This window comes from Arenimonas daejeonensis, assembly GCF_007993735.1.
Classification (GTDB): domain Bacteria; phylum Pseudomonadota; class Gammaproteobacteria; order Xanthomonadales; family Xanthomonadaceae; genus Arenimonas; species Arenimonas daejeonensis.
On record NZ_CP042453.1, the window covers coordinates 2,120,552 to 2,141,118 of the forward strand.

Here is a 20,567-nt window from a genome sequence, read left to right on the forward strand (position 1 = left end):
TCATGAATTGCTGTATAAACAGCCATCTATAACGTTTTTCTGAGGTCTTTTCTCTCAGTGGCGCGCTCTCCCGATCGAAGCACCACCGCCGGCCTCGACCGCCGCCAGAAACTCTGGCGCGAACTGGCCTTGGTCGCCATCTCGCCGCTGCTCCTTTATCTGCTGGCCAGCCTGCTCAGCTACCACCCGGACGATCCGGGCTGGTCGCGCACCGGCAGCGTGGCCGGCGCCCTGCACAATTTCGGCGGCCTGGTCGGCGCCTACCTGGCCGACCTGGCGTTCTGGTTCTTCGGCTACGTGGCCTACACGGTGCCCGTGGTGTTGGGCGGCGTGGCCTGGATCGCCCTGTTCGGGCTGGATTCGGACGGCGACGGGCGGGTGGATTTCGGGCCCGCGCTGCGCCTGATCGGCATCGTCGGGTTCCTGGTGTCGGCCTGCGGCCTGTGTCACGTGCTGGGCGGCTCGGCCCCGAACCTGCCGGCCGAGTCCGGCGGCATCCTTGGCCAGCTGGTCGGCCGGTCCATGCGCACCGTGTTCGGGGTGATGGGCGGCAACCTGTTCCTGTTCGCGGTGCTGCTGATGTCGGTCACCCTGGCCACCGGCCTGAGCTGGTTCGCGCTGATGGACTGGATCGGCGCCAAGGTGCTGGCCCTGTTCGGGCGCCTGGGGCAGGGCACAAAGCAGGCGGCCGAATGGCAGCGCGCCCGCGTGATGCGCGAAGAGCGCGAGGAAGTGCGCAAGGTCGAGACGGTCAAACGCGCCAAGCGCGAGCCGGTGTACATCGAACCGCCGCCCAAGCCCGTCATCGAGAAGTCCGAACGCGCCCAGCGCGAACAGCAGATCCCGCTGTTCAACGGCGGCGGCAACGAAGGCCTGCCGCCGCTGTCGCTGCTGGACGACCCGAAGGAACAACCCAAGGGCTATTCCGAGGAAACCCTGGAAACGCTGTCGCGCCAGATCGAGTTCAAGCTCAAGGACTTCCGCGTCGAAGTGCAGGTGGTCGGCGCCTATCCGGGCCCGGTGATCACCCGTTTCGAGATGGAGCCGGCGCCGGGCGTGAAGGGCAGCCAGATCAGCTCGCTGGACAAGGACATCGCCCGTGGCCTGAGCGTGAAGTCGGTGCGCGTGGTGGACGTGATCCCGGGCAAGTCGGTGGTGGGCCTGGAAATCCCGAACTCGCACCGCGAAACCATCTACCTCAGCGAGATCCTGCGCTCGAAGGAATACGACAAGCTGGCCTCGCCGCTGGCCATGGCGCTGGGCAAGGACATCGCCGGCCGCCCGGTGGTGGTGGACCTGGCGCGCATGCCGCACCTGCTGGTGGCCGGCACCACCGGTTCGGGCAAGTCCGTGGGCGTGAACGCCATGGTGCTGAGCCTGCTGTACAAGAGCAGCGCGAAAGACGTGCGCATGCTGATGATCGACCCGAAGATGCTGGAACTGTCGGTCTACCAGAACATCCCGCACCTGCTGGCCCCGGTCGTCACCGACATGAAGGAGGCCGCCAACGGCCTGCGCTGGTGCGTGGCCGAGATGGAGCGCCGCTACAAGCTGATGAGCGCCGTGGGCGTGCGCAACCTGGCCGGCTTCAACCGCAAGGTGAAGGACGCCCAGGACGCCGGCCAGCCGCTGATGGACCCGCTGTTCCGCCCGAACCCGGAGATGGGCGAAGTCCCGCGCCCGCTCGAGGCGCTGCCCTACATCGTCGTCTTCATCGACGAATTCGCCGACATGATGATGATTGTCGGCAAGAAGGTCGAAGAGCTGATCGCCCGCCTGGCGCAGAAGGCCCGCGCCGCCGGCATCCACCTGATCCTGGCCACGCAGCGGCCGTCGGTGGACGTTATTACTGGTCTTATCAAGGCGAACATCCCGACCCGCATCGCGTTCCAGGTCAGCTCCAAGATCGACTCGCGCACCATCCTTGACCAGTCCGGCGCGGAAACGCTGCTGGGCAACGGCGACATGCTGTACCTGCCGCCCGGCACCGCCATGCCGGAACGTGTGCACGGCGCCTTCGTCAGCGACGACGAGGTGCACCGCGTGGTGGCCCATCTGCGCGCCAGCGGCGGCGGCCCGGACTACATCGAGGGCGTGCTGGAGGAAGTGCAGACCATGGGCGACGGCATCGTGGTCGGCCCCGGCGGCCTGCCCGAAGCCGGCAGCAGCGGCGACGAATCCGACCCGCTGTACGACGAGGCGGTGAAGGTGGTCACCGAAACCCGCCGCGCCTCCATCTCCGGCGTGCAGCGGCGCCTGAAGATCGGCTACAACCGCGCCGCCCGCCTGATCGAGGCCATGGAAGCCGCCGGCATCGTCTCCGGCCCAGAACACAACGGCGACCGCACGGTAATTGCCCCGCCGCCGCCGCGCTGAGGGAGAGAAACGGGGTCAGGTTCACTTCCCCGGAACGCATGGCGAAAACCGGCTGCTGCAGGGAAGTGAACCTGACCCCGTTTCCCTCCCTTTCCCGCCGCATTCAGCCAAGCCCCGCCAAGCTGCCGCCGAACCCCACGAGACCCGCCATGAAAACCGCCTTCCGCCTGATCACCGGCCTTTGCCTGTTGGGCTTGTCACTGGCCGCCCACGCTGGCGCCCGCGAACAGCTCGACAGCTTCAGCCGCGGCATCGAAGGCCTGTCGGCGGACTTCGCGCAGCGCGTGTTCGGACCCAACGGTGAGCCCAAGGACGAATCCAGCGGTCGCGTGCAGCTGAAGGCGCCGCGCCAGTTCCGCTGGGAAGTGGTGAAGCCCTATCCGCAGCTGATCGTCGCCGACGGCGACAACCTCTGGATCTACGACCCGGACCTGGAACAGGTGAGCGTGCGCAACCAGAGCGCCGAAGAAAACAGCAGCCCGCTGGCCGTGCTGATCGACCCGACCGAACTCGAGCGCCAGTTCAACGTGTCCGAAGGCGGCAGCGGCCAGGGCCTGGAATGGCTGGAACTCAAGCCGAAAAAGCCCGAAGAAGCGCCCTTCGAGCACGCCCGGCTGGGCTTCGGCCCCGCGGGCCTGGTGCGCATGGAATTGTTCGACGGCCTCGGCCAGCGCACGGTGCTGGGCTTCTCGGCCTGGAAGCGCAACCCCGCCTTCGCCGCCGACACCTTCGCCTTCGTGCCGCCCGAGGGCGTGGACGTGGTGGGTGAGCCGGTGGCGCGCGCCGAAGTCACGCCCATCGCGGACTGAGGCCTTTCCGGCCAGAATGTCGGCGTGGCCAAGAAAAAACCCGCCAGCGAGTCGTCCCTGTTCAAGGCCCCCGAAGGCCTGAAGCCCCTGGCCGAGCGCATGCGCCCGGCGTCCCTGTACGAAATGGTCGGCCAGCGCCGCCTGCTGGCGCCGGGCAGCGCGCTGCGCCGCGCGGTCGAGTCCGGCAACGTGCATTCGATGGTGCTCTGGGGCCCGCCCGGCTGCGGCAAGACCACCCTGGCCCTGCTGCTGGCCCGTTACGCCGAAGCCGAGTTCGTCGCCATCTCCGCCGTGCTCTCGGGCCTGCCGCAGGTGCGCGAGGTGCTGGCCGAGGCCGAGCAGCGTTTCAACGAGGGACGCAGAACCGTTTTGTTCGTGGACGAGGTGCACCGCTTCAACAAGGTGCAGCAGGACGCCTTCCTGCCGCACATCGAACGCGGCAGCATCCTGTTCGTAGGCGCCACCACCGAAAACCCCAGCTTCGAACTCAACTCTGCGCTGCTGTCGCGCTGCCGCGTGCACGTGCTGGAAGCGGTGTCGCAGGACGACATCATCGAAGCCCTGAAGCGCGCACTGGCCGACGAGAGCCGCGGCCTGGGTGGGCAGGGCATCGAAGTGGACGACGAACGCCTGCGCGAGATCGCCGGCGCCGCCGACGGCGATGTGCGCCGCGGCCTGACCCTGCTGGAGATCGCCGCCGAACTGGCCGCCGACGAAGGCGGCCGCATCACGCAAACGACCCAGGTGCAGGTGCTGGCCGACCGCACCCGCCGCTTCGACAAACAGGGCGAACAGTTCTACGACCAGATCTCGGCCCTGCACAAATCCGTGCGCAGCTCCAACCCGGACGCCGCGCTGTACTGGTTCACGCGCATGCTGGACGGCGGCTGCGACCCGCACTACCTGGCGCGGCGCATGACCCGCATGGCGGTGGAAGACGTCGGCCTGGCCGACCCGCGCGCCCTGCAGATGGCCATCGAAGCCTGGGCCACCTACGACCGCCTGGGCAGCCCCGAAGGCGACCTGGCCCTGGCGCAACTGGTGATCTACCTGGCCAGCTGCGCGAAATCCAACGCCGGTTACGTGGCCTTCAAGGCGGCGCAGGCCGACGTGCGCGAACACGGCACCCAGGACGTGCCGCTGCACCTGCGCAACGCGCCGACGAAACTGATGAAGGAGCTGGGCTACGGCACCGGCTACCAGTACGACCACGACGCGCCCGACGGCATCGCCCTGGACCAGACGGCGTTTCCGGATGCGATGGGCGAGCGCGTGTACTACGAGCCGGTCGAGCGCGGCCTCGAGATCAAGCTCAAGGAAAAACTCGATCGCCTGCGCGCGGCACGCGAAGATGCCAGGGGAAAGAAGCGATGAACTGGAACCTGCTGTGGCTGGTGATGGCCGGCGGCGCCTGGGCGCCGGTGCCCGGCATCTGATCGGCGGCTGGCTGGTGCGTCAACTCGGCAGCGGCATGCCCTGGGGTACGTTGGCGGTGAACCTGCTGGGCAGCTTCGCAGCGGGTTTCCTGCTGATCTGGCTGGAAGGCCGCGGCTCCAGCGCGCTGTACCTGCGCGCGTTCCTGATCGTCGGTGTGCTAGGTGGCCTGACGACCTATTCGGCGCTGATGCTTGAGTGTTTGCTGATGGCGCGTGGGGCGAAGTCGGGCGTGCTGGCCGGATACCTCGGGCTGACGCTGGTGGGTGGGTTCTTCCTCGTCTGGGTAGGCGCCCGGTTGGCTGAGATCATCAAGCCCGGTTGATTTCGCTGGCGTCTACGAAAGCGTGGTCGATTCAGGGTTTCGTGTCGCACATGGTCCTGCCCGTCGGCGAGATGGGGCATGAGATGCCGGTGAACGAAGACATCGTGCTGGCCGCGTTGAAGGACGGGCTGCCGGCGAAGGAGGGCGTGTACCACGTGCCCGGCCTGGCGCCGGACCAGTACGCGGATGCCGCCGCCACCGCCGCGTATTCGGCCAAGGCCACGGCCAACCCGAATGCGGTGATCTTCTACCAGCCGGTCGGCCGCGACGGCATGGCCATGGGGCCGCAGATGGGCAAGGAGTTCGCCACCAATTTTGTCTCGGCGTTGCTGGCGGCGTGGATCCTGGCGCTCGCGCCGTTCGGGTTCGGCAAGCGCGTGGTCATCGCCACGGTGCTGGGGCTGTTCGCCTGGCTGGTGATCAGCGTGCCGTACTGGAACTGGTACCGCTTCGCCGCCGACTTCACCCCTGGGCAGCCTGATCGGTACCGGGGTGGGCTGGTTCCTGGCCGGCCTGCCGATGGCCTGGTGGCTGAGCCGCAAGGGGCAATAAGCCCACGGCAACCCGCCTGGGCCGTGCACGGCGGCCCGGGTGCCGGGGCGGGGGCAAGCCTGCTATAACGCACACCCGCACTGCACGGACCACCCATGGCCAACACCCCCGAACAGAACCGGGTACTGGAAGACATCCGCAAATACGGCTGCCACGTGATCCAGGTGCGGGTCAACGGCGCCGATCCCGCCTATGCCTACACGGTCGGCATCGGCCGCACTTCGGATGCGCCCGACGTGGTGGTGGTGGGCCAGCCCGCGCCGGCGTCGCACCGGCTGCTGCACGCCTACAACCTGCGCGTGCGCCGCGGCGAACGGTTCGAGCTGGGCCACCTGGCCGACGGTTTCCTGAAAGGCCAGTCGGTGGCCTTCCGCCCGGTGGACGCTTCGCACCACCTGCCGCGCTTCGCCTGGAACCTCTGGCTCAACGGCGGCCCCGGTTTCCAGATGATGCAGATGGTCTACCCCAGCCGCGAGGGCATCTGGCCCTGGGACCCGATGGCCGACGGTTATCTGCAGCAGTTGCAGCCGATGCTGGAGCATCCCGCGGGCGCTTGATCCCGGCTTGGCCCGGCGCGGTCCACGCAGGTAAGGTGGAGCCAACGTCGGGGAGGGCGCGATGAGCAAGCCATTCGGTAGCAACCACGGGTCCGTGCTGGCCCAACCGGAGTTCCGGAATGTCGCCAGCCGCGCCTTCGACGCCGGCCACACGCTGCCGCAATTGCTGATCGACTGCTGCCGGCGCTACGGCGACCGGCCGGCCTTCAGCAACCTCGGCCACAGCCTGAGTTTCGCCGACATCGACCGGCTGAGCGCCGACTTCGCCGCGTACCTGCGCCACGGCCTGAAGCTGCAGCCCGGCGACCGCGTCGCCATCATGCTGCCCAACCTGCTGCAGTACCCGGTGGCGGTGCTGGGCGTGCAGCGCGCCGACCTGGTGGCGGTGCTGGTGAACCCGATGTACACCGCGCGCGAGCTGAAGCACCAGCTGGCCGATTCCGGGGCGCGCGTGCTGGTGGTGCTCGACAACTTCGGCGCCGTGGCGCAGGAGGCACTGCCCGGCACGCCGGTCGAACACGTCATCACCACCCGCGTCGGCGACCCGCTGCGCTGGCCGAAGTCGCTGCTGGTGGATTTCGCGCTCAAGCACGTCAAGAAGATGATTCCGCCCTTCGCCATCCCCGGTGCGATCCGCTGGCCGGCGGCGCTTGTGGCTGGCGCGAAACTGCCGCGCGTGGTCTCGGCTGCCAAGGCCACCGACACCGCGCAGCTGCAATACACCGGCGGCACCACCGGCCTGTCGAAGGGCGCGATCCTGCCGCACCGGGCGTTGATCGCCAACGTGGCCGCGGCCGAGCAGTGTTTCGGCCACTCGATGGACCCGGCCACCGACGACTTCGTCATCTGCCTGCCCATCTACCACATTGCCGCCTACACCAACCTGCTGTTCACTCTGGTGCACGGCTTCCACGCCGAGCTGGTGACCAACCCGCGCGACATTCCGGGGCTGATCGCCACGCTGGCCCGGGTGAAGCCCGCGTTCTTCTCCGGCGTGAACACGCTGTACGACGCGCTGATGAACCACCCCGATTTCGCCAGGCTGGATCTGTCCGGCCTGAAGCTGTGCCTGCAGGGCGGCACCGCCCTGCGCCGCGGCACCGCCGAACGCTGGAAGCAGCTCACCGGCAAGGACGTTGTGGAAGGCTACGGCCTGTCGGAAACCAGCGCCGCCATCACCTACAACCGCTGGGACGGCCCGAACCCCGTCGGTTCGATCGGACTGGCCCTGGGCGAGGTCGAGATCAGCCTGCGCGACGAGAACGGTGTTGAGGTGCCACGCGGCGAACCCGGCGAGCTGTGCGCCCGCGGCCCGCAGATGACCACCGGCTACTGGAACCAGCCCGAAGAAACCCGGCACGCGTTTTTCGACGGCGGCTGGTTCCGCACCGGCGACATCGCCCGCCAGGACGAACAGGGTTATTTCTTCCTGCTCGACCGCCGCAAGGACATGATCCTGGTCTCGGGCTTCAACGTGTTCCCGAACGAGGTCGAAGACGTGGTGGCCCTGCACCCCGGCGTGCTGGAAGCCGCCGTGGTCGGCATGCCCGACGAAAAATGCGGCGAGGCCGTGCGCCTGGTGGTGGTGCGCCGCGACCCGGCCCTGACCGAAGACGACCTGCGCGCCCACTGCCGCAAGCACCTCACCGGCTACAAACAGCCCAAGACCATCGAATTCCGCGACAGCCTGCCCAAGTCGGCGGTGGGCAAGATCCTGCGCCGCGAGCTGCGTTGAGTTCAGTGGGCGTGCGCGGAGTCCTTGATCACAATGGCCAGGCGCAGCCCCATCGAGTCGAGCACGCTGCCGATCGTCGCCAGCTTCGGGTTGCTGGTGGGCACCAGTGAACGATAGAAGCTGCTGCGGCTGCCGATGCCGGCCTTCCGCGCCACGTCCTGCACGCCCATGGCCTTGACGGCATCGCCGAGGGCCTTGAGGAACAGCTCCTGGCCGCCTTCTTCCATGCAGGCGTCGAGATAGTCGGCGATGGCGGCTTCATCGCCGAGGTGTTCGCTGATCTCGAATTTTTTCGTCTTCATGGCGATGCTCCTACACGCAAGCGGCGAGTTCCTTCGCCCGGGTGATGTCCGCAGCCTGGGTCGACTTGTCGCCACCGCAAAGCAGGATGACGATCCGGCCGTTACGGTCCAGAAAGTAGAGCCTCAGGCCGGGGCCCCAATGGATCCGCGACTCCGAGACACCATTCCCGATGGGCTGGCAGTCACCGGGGTTGCCTTCCTGCATGTTGCGGATCCGGGCCAGTACCCGTGCCTTGGCGGCGGAGGGCTGGCTTTTCAGCCAGTCGTCGAATTCCAGTGTGGAGACTACTTCAGTCATGGCCAATTGTCTCCTTTGGGAGACAGGTGGCCATGGGTGATCTGGCCCGATTGCAGGTAGGAATAGGCCTCTGTTTTCGTTGCATGGGCGGGCAGGGCGCGGCGATAATGCCGCGTCCCGTTTCATATTTGGAATGACCCCATGCTCGACCCGACCCTCCTGCGCGGCCAGTTGGCCGAGACTGCCGCCCGCCTTAAGGCCACCCGTGGCTTCGACCTGGACGTGGCCACGCTCGAGCGCCTGGAGTCCGAGCGCAAGCAGATCCAGGGCCGCACCAGGAACTACAGAACCTGCGCAACACCCGGTCCAAGGCCATCGGCATGGCCAAGGGCAAGGGCGAGGACACCACCGCTTTGATGGCCGAGGTGGCCGGCATTGCCGATGAACTCAAGACGTCGGAACAACGCCTGGAAGAAATCCGCGCCGAGATCGACCGCATCGCGCTGACCATCCCGAACCTTCCGCACGCGTCGGTGCCCCTGGGCAAGGACGAGACGGAGAACCGGGAAATCCACCGATGGGGCACCCCGCGCAGCTTCGACTTCCCGGTGAAGGACCACGTCGAACTCGGCGCCCGCGACGGCTGGCTGGACAGCGACGCCGGCGCCAAGCTCAGCGGCGCCCGCTTCACCGTGCTGCGCGGCCCGCTGGCGCGCCTGCACCGCGCCCTGGCCCAGTTCATGCTGGAACTGCAGACCCAGGAACACGGCTACCTGGAAGTGAACGTGCCGCTGATCGTCAACGCCGACAGCATGCGCGGCACCGGCCAGCTGCCCAAGTTCGAGGAAGACCTGTTCGGCATCGACTTCGGCGACAGCAAGCGTTACCTGATTCCCACCAGCGAAGTGCCGCTGACCAATATCGTGCGCGACACCATCGTCGAGGATTCCGAGCTGCCGCTGCGGATGACCGCGCACTCGATGTGCTTCCGGGCCGAAGCCGGCAGCCATGGCCGCGACACCCGCGGCATGGTGCGGCAGCACCAATTCGAAAAGGTGGAACTCGTCTCCATAGCGCGCCCCCAAGAATCCGAGGAAGAACACGAGCGCATGACGCGCTGCGCGGAAACCGTGCTGGAAAAGCTCGGGCTGCCCTACCGCAAGGTGCTGCTGTGCACCGGCGACATGGGCTTCGGCGCCATCAAGACCTACGACCTGGAAGTCTGGTTGCCGTCGCAGGACACCTACCGCGAAATCAGCAGCTGCTCGAACTGCGGCGACTTCCAGGCTCGGCGCATGCAGGCCCGCTGGCGCAACCCGGCCACCGGCAAACCCGAGCCCGTGCACACGCTCAACGGCTCCGGCCTGGCCGTGGGCCGCTGCCTGCTGGCGCTGATGGAGAACTACCAGCAGGCCGACGGCAGCATTGAAATCCCCGCCGCGTTGCGGCCGTACATGGGCAACCAGGAGCGCATCGGATGAACCACCCGGACCTCAACGACCTGCAGTTCTACGCCATGGTGGTCGAACACGGCGGTTTCGCCGCGGCCGAACGCGCTCTGGGCATTCCCAAGAGCCGCCTCAGCCGCCGCATCGCCCAGCTGGAAACCGAACTGGGCGTGCGCCTGCTGCAGCGGAGCACCCGCAAGTTCGCCGTCACCGACGTGGGCCAGTCGGTGTACCGCCACGCCCAGACCATGCTGGCCGAAGCCCAGGCCGCGCGCGAAGCCGTGGACCGCGTCAGCGCCACGCCGCGCGGCAGCATCAAGGTCAGCTGCCCGGTGGCCATTGCCAGGAAGTGCTGGGCCCCATCCTTCCCGACTTCATGAAAAAACACCCGCAGGTGCGCGTGCAGATGCACGTCAGCAACCGCCGGGTGGACGTGATACAGGAAGGCTTCGACATCGCCGTGCGCGTGCGCAGCCAGCTGACCGACGACGGCGAAATGGTGGCCCGCAGCTTCGGCCAGCTGCGCGAACTGCTGGTGGCCAGCCCGCGTTACCTGGACCGCGTGGGCCGCCCGCAGATCCCCGGCGACCTGGCCCACCACACCACCCTTAGCATGAGCGAAGACGACAGCCGCCAGCGCTGGACCCTGCACGGCCCCGACGGCCAGGTGCAGAAGGTGGACCTGACGCCGACCCTGATGGCGCACGACTTCCCCCTGCTGATGGCCGCCGCCCGCGAAGGCCTGGGCGTGGTGCTGCTGCCCGAGCTGACCTGCGCCGAGGCCATCCGCCGGGGCGAACTGGAAGTGGTGCTGCCGCAGTGGCACCTGCCGCAGGGCATCTGCCACGCCATCTACCCCAGCCGCCGCGGCCTGCTGCCGGCGGTGCGGGTGTTCATCGATTTCCTGGCCGAGCGGCTGCCGGGGCTGATCGAGGACAGCCGGCTGAAGTGCGGCACGCCCGGCGGCGTGCCCTGCGAGAAACCGAAGCTGGCGGCGGGCTAGAATTGCGCCGCGGCCGCCGGGGCAGGGCGGCCGGCAAAGACAACGGAGAGGTGGCCGAGTGGTTTAAGGCAGCGGTCTTGAAAACCGCCGAAGGGTCAAACCTTCCGTGGGTTCGAATCCCACTCTCTCCGCCACTTCAGCCCCATGCCGCGCTTGCGGCGAGGCTTGCCAGGGCGAAACCGGCATGCGCCGCGACCGGTGCGACCAGCGAGCGGGTTCGCACGTAAAGTAGTGAGCAGACAGCGCCGATGCCCAGTAGCGAAAACGTTTCATGCAGCGTTGTGGGGCGATACGACAGCACGAATACGCTGGTGGAAAACGTGCCGGCCCCCAAGGTGCCGAGGGTGCGTTCGGCGAGGGTTATCAGCCAGGCGCGATAGGCGAGTTCATCGATCATGGGTGAGAAGGCGGCCAGCGCCAGCAGCAGGATGATCGCGTTGGTGTCCAGGCCGGACGCGTCATCCGGTTGTCCGCCATGCCAAGGCAGGCCGACGGCGCCGTTGGCCGCGACCACGACGAGAAACAGCACCAGCGCCGCCGCCGCGCCTAGGGCCAGATGCCTCTGCACGCCTGCGCCGGGCCGCAAGGCCGGCAGTGCGAACTGTTCGCGGAACATCCAGTAAAGGCTCAGACAGATGCCGCCGGGAACGAGCAGGTAGAGCAGCAGGTGCTGCGCTGCGAACCCGCTGCGGCCCGCCACGGTGTCGGTGCTGGCGTCGTTGATGCGGAACAGGCCGGTGGCGCAGACCTGAAGGCCGCTGGCGTGGGCCAGGTGTTCCAGTTCTTCGCGTGCGGCCTGCGCCATGGCGACCTGAAGCCTGCCGAACGAAAGCTCCACCGCGTGATCGCCGCATGTATCAGGCCGTTGCAGTGTTGCGGATGCCGGGATGACGCGACCGGAAGAAAAAACATAGTTCGACATGAGTGCCGTCCGTGCACTCACCACTGCGTCATGCTCACCCTGCGCCCAGACGATGGCGCGGTCGTGATCCCCCACCTGCATCAGCGCGTTGACGAACATGTGCGTGCACAGCGCAAGTACCACCGGCAGCAGCAAGGACATCGCCATGAGCAGTGGATTCGGTGCGGGCTTCATCGGCGGCATGTTAAAGGACATGCCGCATCCTAGCCCGGGGAAAACCGCCTGCGGACGAGCTTATGCAGTATCGCTAATGGCGTTAGTGATTGGAGCCAAGCTGCTGTGTGTCTGAGTTGTTGGCTTCCTGGCGACGCATGATGTTTGCGCCGGCCCGATGCCGGTCAATTCCTACGCCCATGCCAGCCGTCGGCGCTGGAGCGCGACGCGGGCAGTGGCTAGCGTTGGGGGCGAGTCAAAGGGGAGCGTGACGAATGATCAGAGTATTTCTGTTGGACGACCATGCGCTGGTGCGCACCGGTTACCGCCTGATCCTGCAGCAGGAGAAGGACATCGAGGTGGTGGGTGAAGCCGGCAGTGGCGAAGAGGGCCTGCCGCAGGTGCGGCGCCTGAAACCCGATGTGGTGCTGTGCGACCTGCACCTGCCGGGCATCAGCGGGCTGGACGTGACCGAACGCATCGTGCGCGGCGACTTCGGCGCGCGGGTGCTGATCGTGTCGGTGCAGGAGGATGGCCCGATGCCGCGGCGGCTGATCGAGGCCGGCGCCAGTGGTTATCTGGGCAAGGGCTGCGATGCGCATGAACTGGTGAAGGCGATCCGCGAGGTGTTCCGGGGCAGGCGGTATCTCGCCAGCCACGTCGCCCAGCACATGGCCCTGGCCCGGATTTCCGGCGATGGCACGCCATTTGATCTGCTCTCACCGCGCGAACTGGAAGTCGCCCGCATGCTGTGCCACGGCATGCGCATGGAGGAGATCGGCAAGCGCCTGAGCCTGAGTGGCAAGACGGTGGCCACGCACAAGTACCGGCTGTTCGAAAAGCTGGGCATCAAGGACACGGTGGCGCTGGCGCGGCTGGCCACGCGGCACGGGGTGTCGGATCCGGTGTACGCGATCTGAGGTCCGCGAAAGGAAAGGGCGCCTTGCGGCGCCCTTTCTTCATCAGCCCTGCTTACCCGGCTGCGGCGGCTCATCACCGTTATCCAGCGACCAGTTCGGCGCAGGCGGCACGTCCTCTTCCTTCGGCGCCTCCGGCTCGGCGGCGGCCACCGGCTCGGGGCGCTTGGCCTCGTAGGGCGGCGGCGCGTCGAACATGGCGGGCTGCGTGCGCAGGAACGGGTTCACCGGGGCGGCCGGCGCGGCAGGTGCGGGCACCGGCTGCGGAACAGGCTCGGACGGGATCAGGCTGGCCTGCACCGGGGCGGCGGGGGCGGGTGTCGGCGTAACGACCGGCGCCGCAACCACAGGCGCCGGCGCAACCACCGGCTCGACCACCACTTCAACCACCGGCGCAACCGGCGCTTCCTCCACCACGGCCTGCGGAACTTCGGTTGGCGTGGCTTCCAGAATGGCAGCGGCCACCGGCGTCACTTCCACCGGGGCAGCCACCGGCGCAGGCGCGGCAGTGGGCGAGGGCACCGACACCGGCGCCACGGTTTCCGCCACCACCACCGGCGCAACCACGGCGGCGGCTACGGCCGCTACGGGCGCGGCGGCCACCGGCTTCGGCGCGGCCACGGGCGCGGGGCCCAGGTCGTCGAAGTCGGATTCGGCGGCGGTCACGGTCGGCGCGGCGGCGGCGCGGGGTGCGTTGCCGTCCTGCGGTTCCGGCTCTTCGTCTTCGAAGTCGGCTTCGCTGTCGCTCAGCTGGCCTTCCTGGCCACTGGCGTTCTCGGCACCTTCCGGGCTGCCGTCCGGACGACGGCGGCGGCGGCCACCGCGGCGGCCGCGACGACGGCGGCCGGTGCCTTCGGCATTGGCGGCGTCGGTAGCGGGCGCGGCGCTGTTCTCCAGGCCTTCCACCGGCTGGCCGTCGGCGTCCACCACCGGTGCGACCGGCACTTCGCCTTCGGCCAGTTCACCGCCGCTGGCGGCGGCCTGCGCGGCCAGGCGGGCGGCGCGGGCTTCGCGGCGTTCCTGTTCGCGCTTGATGTTTTCCTGGCGCTGCTGTTCGCGGCGTTCGGCGTCCTTCTTCTGCTGCTCTTCGCGGCGCACCTGGGATTCCAGGCGCTTGATCTCGTCGAGCTTCTTCTGCTCTTCGGTGCGCTCGGGCTTGGGCGGCTTGGGCTGCTGCTGCGGCTTGCCCTGGTTCTGCTGCGACGGCTTGTTGCCGCGGTCGCCACGCTCGCCACGTTCACTGCGATCGCCACGGTCACGGCCACGGCCGCTGCGGTCGTTGCGGTCACGGCGGCCGCCGTTGCCACCGCGGTCGCTGCGCTCACCGCGTTCCGGACGGGCCGGCTGCGCGGTGGTCTTGGCGGCCGGGGCTTCGTCGCCGGTGAAGACGGACATCAGACGGGCGAAGAAACCACGCTTCGGCGCCGCCACGGTATTGGCGAACACCGGGGCGGGTGCGACTTCGACTTCCGCTTCCTCGCGCACCGGCGCCGGGTTCGGCGGGCGCACGGCGGTGACGGCCGGCAGGTCGGGCACATTGATGTGCGCCTTGGTCAGCGAATGCACGGCCAGCTTGCGCGGGGTGGTGCGGTGGTAGCTCGGCTTGCCGGCTTCCTCGCCCAGCTCGTTTTCGCGCAGGCGGCTGATGTTGAAGTGCGGGGTTTCCAGCTGGTCGTCGGCGACGATGACCACCGGCGCGTCGTGGCGCTGTTCGATCTCGATCAGGGCGCGGCGCTTTTCGTTCAGCAGGTAGTTGGCGATTTCCGGCGGGGCCTGCACCAGCACCTGCCCGGTGTTCTCCTTCATCGCATGCTCTTCGGCCAGGCGCAGGATGGACAGCGACAGCGACTCGACGCTGCGCATGCGGCCATGGCCTTCGCAGCGCGGGCAGACGATCTGGCTGGATTCGCCCAGCGACGGACGCAGGCGCTGGCGGCTCATCTCCAGCAGGCCGAAGCGCGAGATGCGGCCGATCTGCACGCGTGCGCGGTCCTGCTTGAGCGCGTTCTGCAGGCGTTCTTCCACCAGGCGCTGGTGCTTGCCGGAAGACATGTCGATGAAGTCGATCACCACCAGGCCGCCCAGGTCGCGCAGGCGCATCTGGCGGGCCACTTCGTCGGCGGCTTCCAGGTTGGTGTTGAACGCCGTCTCTTCGATGTCGCTGCCCTTGGTGGCGCGCGAGGAGTTCACGTCGATTGCGGTCAGCGCTTCGGTCTGGTCCACCACGATGCTGCCGCCCGAGGGCAGGCGCACCTGGCGCTCGTAGGCGCCCTCGATCTGGGACTCGATCTGGTAGCGGTTGAACAGCGGGGTCGGGTCTTCGTAGAACTTGAGCTTGCGCAGGTTCTGCGGCATCACCGAGGCCATGAAGTCCTTGGCCTCTTCGTACATCTCCTTGGTGTCCACCAGGATCTCGCCCACGTCGGCGCGCAGGTAGTCACGCAGGGCGCGGATGATCAGGCGCGATTCCCTGGTAGATCAGGAACGGGGCCGGCTTGGCCAGGGCGGCATCGGTAATGGACTTCCAGACCTGCAGCAGATAGTCGAGGTCCCACTGCAGCTCGTCGGCGGCGCGGCCGACACCGGCGGTGCGGATGATCACGCCCATGTCGTCGGGGATGGTCAGCGCGTCCATGGCCTCTTTCAGGGCCTGGCGGTCGTCGCCCTCGACCCGGCGCGAGACGCCGCCGGCGGTGGGCGAGTTCGGCATCAGCACCATGTAGCGGCCGGCCAGGGAAATGAACGTGGTCAGGGCGGCGCCCTTGTTGCCGCGCTCTTCCTTGTCCACCTGGACGACCACTTCCTGGCCTTCGCGCAGGAATTCCTTCAGGCCGGCCTTGTTCGGGTCGACGCCGGGGACGAAGTAGTCGCGGAGATTTCCTTGAGCGGCAGGAAGCCGTGGCGCTCGCCGCCGTATTCGACAAAGGCCGCTTCAAGGGAAGGTTCAAGCCGGACGATGCGGCCCTTGTAGATGTTGGACTTCTTCTGTTCTTTCGAGGGCTGCTCGATGTCGATGTCGTACAGGTTCTGGCCATCGACGATCGCCACGCGCAGTTCTTCGGCCTGCGTGGCATTGATCAACATACGCTTCATTGTCTGGTGTCCTCACGCGCTCAACCGCGAGGAACGCCGGGGTCCGCGCCCGATGTTTCCGACCCGGGGCGCATCGCGCACCCAGGCCTGGCAGGAACTTCCAGCGCTTCTAAACCTTGGGCGTACCCACGGGAGCGCTTGTTTTGTTTTGTTCGGTAAAGGGGCCCGGAACGCGCCTGGCGTGTTCCGGTGTTCGCGGACCCTAGGGTTCGCGGCAATATCCGTCTGCCTTCGGCACCGGCTAACATGGTCACCCCCGTGGGGTGTGGTAGCGGTTCCTCGGGATTCGCGGGTGGGCGGCTTTCGGCCGACACCCCAGCGAAATCAGGACGTTATCTCGCGAAGCGATTGTATAGGCGGAACCCCCATGGCGGCAAATGATGTCTCCACCGGCGTGAGACTGGTCAAGGTGCCCGAGGACCGGGACGGCCAGCGGCTGGACAACTTCCTGCTGCTGCAGCTCAAGGGGCGCCCCGCAGCTTGGTTTACAAGCTGGTGCGCAGCGGCCAGGTTCGCATCAACGGCAAGCGGGCCAAGGCCGACAGCCGCCTGGCCGGGGGCGACGAGGTCAGGATCCCGCCCGTGAAGCTGAACGAGCCCGGCGAGGTCCGGCCGCCGCCGAAGGGCCTGCTGGACCGGCTGGCCGCCAGCATCGTGTTCGAGGACAAGGCCCTGCTGGCCGTGAACAAGCCCAGCGGCCTGGCCACCCACGGCGGCAGCGGCATCAGCCACGGGCTGATCGAGTCCCTGCGGGCGCTGCGCCCGGGCGAGCCGCTGGAACTGGTGCACCGGCTCGACCGGGACACCTCGGGCGTGATCATCATCGCCAAGAAACGTTCGGCCCTGCTGGAACTGCAGGCCCTGATGCGTGCCGGCGAGGACGATGAAGGCCCGGGCAAACGTTACCTGGCGCTGCTGGTCGGGCGCGTTCCGAACGGCACGCTCACCGTGGACGCGCCGCTGCAGAAAGCGGTGCTGCAGGGGGCGAACGTTCGGTGCGGGTGGATCCCACCGGTAAGCCGTCGGTCAGCCACTTCAAGGTGCTGGAGCGCCGCGGTGGCCACAGCTTCTGCGAAGTGCGCATCGAAACCGGGCGCACGCACCAGATCCGCGTGCATGCCGCGCACCTGGGGCACCCGGTGGCGGGCGATGACAAATACGGCGACGACGAGGCCAACAAGCGGCTGGCGCAGCAGGTGGGCCTGAAGCGGCTGTTCCTGCACGCGGCCTCGATCGAGTTCGCGCTCGACAAGGGCAAGACGCCCTATCTGATCAACGCGCCGCTGAGCGAAGAACTCAACGCCGTGCTCGACCGCCTGGTTTAGGCCAGCTGCTGGGCCTTCGCGGCACAGATGAAATCGTTTTCGCTCAGGCCGCCCACGTCGTGGGTGGAATAACGCACCACGGCGCGGTCGTAGTGCACGCCCAGGTCGGGGTGGTGGTCTTCGGCGTGGGCCACGTAGGCCAGGGCGTTCACGAAGGCCATGGTCCGGTAGTAGTCCGGGAAGCGGAAGGTCCTGCGGATGGCGGCGCCGTCCTCGACCAGGTCCCAGCCGGGCAGGGCATCGAGGTAACGGGCGACCATCTCCTCCGACAGCTTGTTGTGGGCGCCCTTGAGCGGCTGGCAGCGGCGGGAGGCGAGTTCATTGATCGAGGTCATGACAGCGTTCCGTGGCGGTTGGGGAAAGTATAGGCCGCGGGTCTACAATGCGCGCCATGATCAACATCTCCGAATCCGCGCAGGGCTATTTCCAGCGCCTGCTGCAGTCCCAGGGCGGCGACGCCGTGGGCATCCGCCTGTCCGCCGTGAACCCCGGCACGCCGCGTGCCGATGCGCGCCTGGAGTTCGCCGAACACGGCGACCTGCTGGGCGACGAGTGGGCGGTGGAATGCGAGGGCTTCACGCTGTACGTGGACGCGCCCAGCGCGCCCTACCTGGACTCGGCCGACATCGATTTCGTCAACAACGCCACCGGCGGCCAGCTCACCATCAAGGCACCGCGCATCAAGGGCGACCAGCCGGCGGGCGATGCCTCGCTGGTGGAGCGCGTGCAGTGGATGATCGAGTCGGAGATCAACCCGCAGCTGGCCTCGCACAAGGGTCGGGTGGCGCTGGACTCGATCGGTGCCGATGGCGTGGTGTACCTGCGCTTCGGCGGCGGCTGCCACGGCTGCGGCATGGCCGACGTGACCCTGAAACAGGGCATCGAGAAATCGATGATGGCGAAATTCCCCGAAGTCACCGCCGTGCGCGATGCGACCGACCACAGCACCGGCGCCGCGCCGTATATTGCCCGGGGCTGAACGATCCGGGCGGCGCGTTCGGTCTTAACCGATTCTTTCCGGGTCGTCCCGGTACTCTCTCGCGGCCCCTCCTACTTCTGCGGTGCCCGTGAGCGACGACCACGAATTGCTCGATCCCGCACAGGTACTCAATGACGCCGGCTACCGGTGGCGGCATCGAAGATCGTATTCGACGCGCTCCGAACCCTTGCCCTGGCGTATCCGGATGGGCCTGCTGATGCTGCTGGCCGGCGGGCACCTGCTGGTGTTCTGGGTGTTCGACCGCAGCAGTTTTTCGGTGATGCGTCCGATCGAGGAACGTGTCACGACCCTGGTCTTCCTGGACCCGCCGCCGCCCGAGCCGGAGCCCGAGCCGATTCCGGAACCCGAACCGGAACCCGTAGTCGAACCCGAGCCTGTGCCGGAACCCGAACCCGAACCCGAACCGGAGCCGGAGCCGGAGCCGGAGCCGGAGCCGGAGCCGGAGCCGGAGCCGGAGCCGGAGCCGGAGCCGGAGCCGGAACCGGAACCGGAACCGGAACCGGAACCGGAACCGGAACCGGAACCGGAACCGGAGCCGGAACCTGAGCCCGAGCCCGAGCCCGAGCCCATCGACGTCCCCGAACCCGTCGTGGTCCGCCTGCCAGTGGACGAGCCCGAGCCCGACCGGGTCACGGTGCGGGCGCCCACCATCACCGTCGCGCCGGCCCCTTTGCCGGTGGAAGAACCCGCGCCGCCACCGGTCAGCGAACCGTCGCCGGAGCCGCCGGCCGCCTTGCCCGCACGCGCGCCCGAACGGGTCGCCGTACAGCCCGTGACCACGATCGATCCCGTGCGCCTGAAGAAGCGCAAGCTCGACCCGATCACCGGCGAGATCCTGGTTCCCGAGCTGGGTCCGGAAGATCTCGAGCCCGCTCCCGAGGATCCGCTGTCGTCGTTGCCCCAGCCTTCGTTCCCGCCCCCGGGCCCACCGGCCGTGGACGACTTCGGCGGCATGCAGGCGATCGAACTGCCGCCCGCCGGCAGCGGCACCAGCGGCCTGCAGCTCTATCGCGCCGATGGTTCGCTGGACCTGCCCGAAGACGTCGTCGACCAACTGGGCGCAGCCACCAGCAACGACCGCGATTTCAGCTTCCAGATGCCGGGCCTGAACGAGTCGGGCACTTTCATGAAGCGCCAGCCCGCCCTGATCTACGAAGCCACGCGTTTCGAGCAGTACTGGGTCCCCAACAAGGACATCCTCACCAGCCTGCTCGAGCAGGCCGTCGAGGCGAGCACCGGCACCATCGAACTGCCGGTGCCCGGCAGCCCCGGCTCCAAGCTGGTCTGCACGGTGGCGATCCTGGCCGCGGGCGGCGGCTGCGGCATCCGCAACAACAACGACGGCTACGTGGTCAGCGACGACGACCCGACCACCCTGGATCCCGAAGAGGACCGGCAGTGCCGGGTCTGGTGGGACCAGATCGTCAACGCCAGCAGCCAGGATGTCTGGCGCCACACGCGCGCTCTACGACGCGCAGTGCCGCAAGCCGCTGGCGAAGTCGAGCGAAGTGCCGCTGAAATGAACAAGGCCCCTTGCGGGGCCTTGTGGTCAGGCGGCGAGCGACGGAGCGATCAGCGCTCGTCGACCTTGCTCAGGTCGTGCAGGTCGCCTTCCCGGTAGTGGAGAAGAAGGCGGCCAGGTCGTCGATGTCCTCGTCGCTCAGGCCGGCGGCGAAACCAGCCATGATGGCGTTCTCGCGTTCGCCCGACTTGTAGTCGTGCAGGGCCTTGGCCAGGTACTCCGGGTACTGGCCGGCGATCTTGGGATAGGTGTCGTCGAGGCTCTCGTTGCCGGTGGCGCCGTGGCAGGAGGCGCAGGTCTTGGCCTTCTCGGCGCCGGCGACGGGGTCACCCTTCACGCCGGCAGCCAGGGCCGGGGCGGACAGGACGAGCAGGGCGAGGGCGGAAGCGGTACGCAGCATGGTCATCGTGGCCCTCACTTGGCCGGCTTGAGGCTGGACAGGTAGGCCGCGATGTCCGCGATCTCCTGGTCGGAGAAGGACTGCGCCTGTGCCTGCATGGTCGGGTGCTTGCGTTCACCCTTCTTGTAGCTGGCGAGTGCGGCAACCAGATACTGCTCGTTCTGGCCGCCGACCTTGGGCACGCGATAGGTGGGATAGGCGTTCTTGTAGTCGGCGATGCCGTGGCAGCCGGTGCAGGTATAGAACAGGGCCTTCCCCTTATCCGGGTCGCCCTTGGCGGCGGCGGGCAGGGCGGCGAGGGCAAGCACGAGGCTGGCGGCGGGCAACAGGATTCGCTTCATCAGGGTTTTCCGGCTCGAAAGGGTCGGCGGACGGCGTTAAACCGAAATTATAGCCGCAGCATCCGAATACCGGACAGGGGGTCGTCACCTGGACCGCGACGGGTTGTCACCGTTG

Annotated in this window: 15 protein-coding genes, 1 tRNA gene and 5 pseudogenes; 14 read left to right on the forward strand and 7 right to left on the reverse strand. The window is 67.7% G+C overall.

Annotation, left to right across the window (positions count from 1 at the left end; translation table 11 throughout):
- Positions 1-57: 57 nt before the first annotated feature.
- The 7 genes and pseudogenes from FRZ33_RS10240 (at position 58) to FRZ33_RS10270 (ending at position 7,788) form a co-directional block, all read left to right on the forward strand.
- Complete coding sequence (locus FRZ33_RS10240; RefSeq protein WP_425480587.1) at positions 58-2,376, forward strand: DNA translocase FtsK; 2,319 nt, start codon at positions 58-60, stop codon at positions 2,374-2,376.
- Positions 2,377-2,525: 149 nt separating this feature from the next.
- Positions 2,526-3,185 (forward strand): outer membrane lipoprotein periplasmic chaperone LolA, encoded by a 660-nt coding sequence (gene lolA / locus FRZ33_RS10245; protein WP_146909460.1) that lies wholly within the window; start codon positions 2,526-2,528, stop codon positions 3,183-3,185.
- A 99-nt stretch (positions 3,186-3,284) separates the two neighbouring features.
- Complete coding sequence (locus FRZ33_RS10250) at positions 3,285-4,559, forward strand: replication-associated recombination protein A (protein WP_174755024.1); 1,275 nt, start codon at positions 3,285-3,287, stop codon at positions 4,557-4,559.
- A pseudogene (gene crcB, locus FRZ33_RS10255) lies at positions 4,556-4,944 on the forward strand (fluoride efflux transporter CrcB). The gene FRZ33_RS10250 and the pseudogene crcB overlap by 4 nt, the downstream one beginning before the upstream one ends.
- Positions 4,945-4,994: 50 nt before the next feature.
- On the forward strand, positions 4,995-5,564 hold the full coding sequence (locus FRZ33_RS10260; RefSeq protein ID WP_158637185.1) for a hypothetical protein: 570 nt from the start codon (positions 4,995-4,997) through the stop codon (positions 5,562-5,564).
- 27 nt (positions 5,565-5,591) lie between these two features.
- Positions 5,592-6,053: a DUF4262 domain-containing protein gene (locus tag FRZ33_RS10265; protein ID WP_146909466.1), complete on the forward strand. Its 462-nt coding sequence runs from the start codon at positions 5,592-5,594 to the stop codon at positions 6,051-6,053.
- A gap of 61 nt (positions 6,054-6,114) precedes the next feature.
- Entirely contained in the window at positions 6,115-7,788 is a 1,674-nt protein-coding gene (locus tag FRZ33_RS10270) for an AMP-binding protein (RefSeq protein ID WP_146909468.1), read from the forward strand.
- A 2-nt stretch (positions 7,789-7,790) separates the two neighbouring features.
- Here the strand turns inward: FRZ33_RS10270 and FRZ33_RS10275 are convergent, their stop codons facing one another.
- Both FRZ33_RS10275 and FRZ33_RS10280 read right to left on the reverse strand, forming a co-directional pair.
- Positions 7,791-8,090, reverse strand: a complete 300-nt coding sequence (locus tag FRZ33_RS10275; protein WP_146909470.1) for an addiction module antidote protein — start codon at positions 8,088-8,090, stop codon at positions 7,791-7,793.
- Positions 8,091-8,100: 10 nt separating this feature from the next.
- A complete protein-coding gene (locus FRZ33_RS10280) occupies positions 8,101-8,388 on the reverse strand; it encodes a type II toxin-antitoxin system RelE/ParE family toxin (RefSeq protein ID WP_146909472.1) in 288 nt (95 codons plus the stop codon).
- Positions 8,389-8,529: 141 nt separating this feature from the next.
- Between FRZ33_RS10280 and serS the strand changes: the two are divergent.
- From serS to FRZ33_RS10295, 3 genes and pseudogenes are all read left to right on the forward strand, one after another.
- Positions 8,530-9,809, forward strand: a pseudogene (gene serS / locus FRZ33_RS10285) (serine--tRNA ligase).
- Positions 9,806-10,779: pseudogene (locus FRZ33_RS10290) on the forward strand (LysR substrate-binding domain-containing protein). Before serS ends, FRZ33_RS10290 begins: the two co-directional pseudogenes overlap by 4 nt.
- Before the next feature lie 44 nt (positions 10,780-10,823).
- Positions 10,824-10,913: transfer RNA gene (locus FRZ33_RS10295), tRNA-Ser, on the forward strand.
- Positions 10,914-10,915: 2 nt separating this feature from the next.
- On the opposite strand, the gene FRZ33_RS10300 is transcribed toward FRZ33_RS10295, so the two are convergent.
- Positions 10,916-11,896, reverse strand: coding sequence for a CPBP family intramembrane glutamic endopeptidase (locus FRZ33_RS10300; RefSeq protein WP_146909474.1), 981 nt, complete (start codon positions 11,894-11,896; stop codon positions 10,916-10,918).
- Between the two features lie 233 nt (positions 11,897-12,129).
- Here FRZ33_RS10300 and FRZ33_RS10305 point away from each other — a divergent pair, with 233 nt between their 5' ends.
- Positions 12,130-12,774: a response regulator gene (locus FRZ33_RS10305; protein WP_146909475.1), complete on the forward strand. Its 645-nt coding sequence runs from the start codon at positions 12,130-12,132 to the stop codon at positions 12,772-12,774.
- Positions 12,775-13,932: 1,158 nt separating this feature from the next.
- On the opposite strand, the pseudogene FRZ33_RS10310 reads toward FRZ33_RS10305, so the two are convergent.
- A pseudogene (locus FRZ33_RS10310) lies at positions 13,933-15,864 on the reverse strand (Rne/Rng family ribonuclease); the annotation flags it as partial.
- A 367-nt stretch (positions 15,865-16,231) separates the two neighbouring features.
- On the opposite strand from FRZ33_RS10310, the pseudogene FRZ33_RS10315 reads away from it, so the two are divergent.
- Positions 16,232-17,189 (forward strand): annotated as a pseudogene (locus FRZ33_RS10315) (RluA family pseudouridine synthase).
- Here the strand turns inward: FRZ33_RS10315 and FRZ33_RS10320 are convergent.
- The gene (locus FRZ33_RS10320; protein WP_146909477.1) at positions 17,186-17,524 is read right to left on the reverse strand and encodes a 4a-hydroxytetrahydrobiopterin dehydratase; all 339 of its coding nucleotides are present in this window, start codon (positions 17,522-17,524) and stop codon (positions 17,186-17,188) included. The pseudogene FRZ33_RS10315 and the gene FRZ33_RS10320 sit on opposite strands and share 4 nt — an antisense overlap.
- A gap of 56 nt (positions 17,525-17,580) precedes the next feature.
- Between FRZ33_RS10320 and FRZ33_RS10325 the strand changes: the two genes are divergently transcribed.
- Both FRZ33_RS10325 and FRZ33_RS16295 read left to right on the forward strand, forming a co-directional pair.
- Positions 17,581-18,168, forward strand: coding sequence for an NfuA family Fe-S biogenesis protein (locus FRZ33_RS10325; protein WP_146909479.1), 588 nt, complete (start codon positions 17,581-17,583; stop codon positions 18,166-18,168).
- 88 nt (positions 18,169-18,256) lie between these two features.
- Complete coding sequence (locus tag FRZ33_RS16295) at positions 18,257-19,810, forward strand: hypothetical protein (RefSeq protein ID WP_174754951.1); 1,554 nt, start codon at positions 18,257-18,259, stop codon at positions 19,808-19,810.
- Here the strand turns inward: FRZ33_RS16295 and FRZ33_RS10335 are convergent.
- Positions 19,782-20,117 (reverse strand): c-type cytochrome, encoded by a 336-nt coding sequence (locus FRZ33_RS10335; RefSeq protein WP_146909480.1) that lies wholly within the window; start codon positions 20,115-20,117, stop codon positions 19,782-19,784. The genes FRZ33_RS16295 and FRZ33_RS10335 overlap by 29 nt on opposite strands.
- An 8-nt stretch (positions 20,118-20,125) precedes the next feature.
- Positions 20,126-20,452, reverse strand: coding sequence for a c-type cytochrome (locus tag FRZ33_RS10340; protein ID WP_146909482.1), 327 nt, complete (start codon positions 20,450-20,452; stop codon positions 20,126-20,128).
- Positions 20,453-20,567: the final 115 nt, after the last annotated feature.

Bases quoted from the DNA above. Each gene is read 5' to 3' on its own strand.
- lolA (WP_146909460.1), top strand. From the start codon at position 2,526: ATGAAAACCGCCTTCCGCCTGATCACCGGCCTTTGCCTGTTGGGCTTG.
- FRZ33_RS10250 (WP_174755024.1), top strand. From the start codon at position 3,285: ATGCGCCCGGCGTCCCTGTACGAAATGGTCGGCCAGCGCCGCCTGCTG.
- FRZ33_RS10260 (WP_158637185.1), top strand. From the start codon at position 4,995: ATGGTCCTGCCCGTCGGCGAGATGGGGCATGAGATGCCGGTGAACGAA.
- FRZ33_RS10265 (WP_146909466.1), top strand. From the start codon at position 5,592: ATGGCCAACACCCCCGAACAGAACCGGGTACTGGAAGACATCCGCAAA.
- FRZ33_RS10270 (WP_146909468.1), top strand. From the start codon at position 6,115: ATGAGCAAGCCATTCGGTAGCAACCACGGGTCCGTGCTGGCCCAACCG.
- FRZ33_RS10275 (WP_146909470.1), bottom strand. From the start codon at position 8,090: ATGAAGACGAAAAAATTCGAGATCAGCGAACACCTCGGCGATGAAGCC.
- FRZ33_RS10280 (WP_146909472.1), bottom strand. From the start codon at position 8,388: ATGACTGAAGTAGTCTCCACACTGGAATTCGACGACTGGCTGAAAAGC.
- FRZ33_RS10300 (WP_146909474.1), bottom strand. From the start codon at position 11,896: ATGTCCTTTAACATGCCGCCGATGAAGCCCGCACCGAATCCACTGCTC.
- FRZ33_RS10305 (WP_146909475.1), top strand. From the start codon at position 12,130: ATGATCAGAGTATTTCTGTTGGACGACCATGCGCTGGTGCGCACCGGT.
- FRZ33_RS10320 (WP_146909477.1), bottom strand. From the start codon at position 17,524: ATGACCTCGATCAATGAACTCGCCTCCCGCCGCTGCCAGCCGCTCAAG.
- FRZ33_RS10325 (WP_146909479.1), top strand. From the start codon at position 17,581: ATGATCAACATCTCCGAATCCGCGCAGGGCTATTTCCAGCGCCTGCTG.
- FRZ33_RS10335 (WP_146909480.1), bottom strand. From the start codon at position 20,117: ATGACCATGCTGCGTACCGCTTCCGCCCTCGCCCTGCTCGTCCTGTCC.
- FRZ33_RS10340 (WP_146909482.1), bottom strand. From the start codon at position 20,452: ATGAAGCGAATCCTGTTGCCCGCCGCCAGCCTCGTGCTTGCCCTCGCC.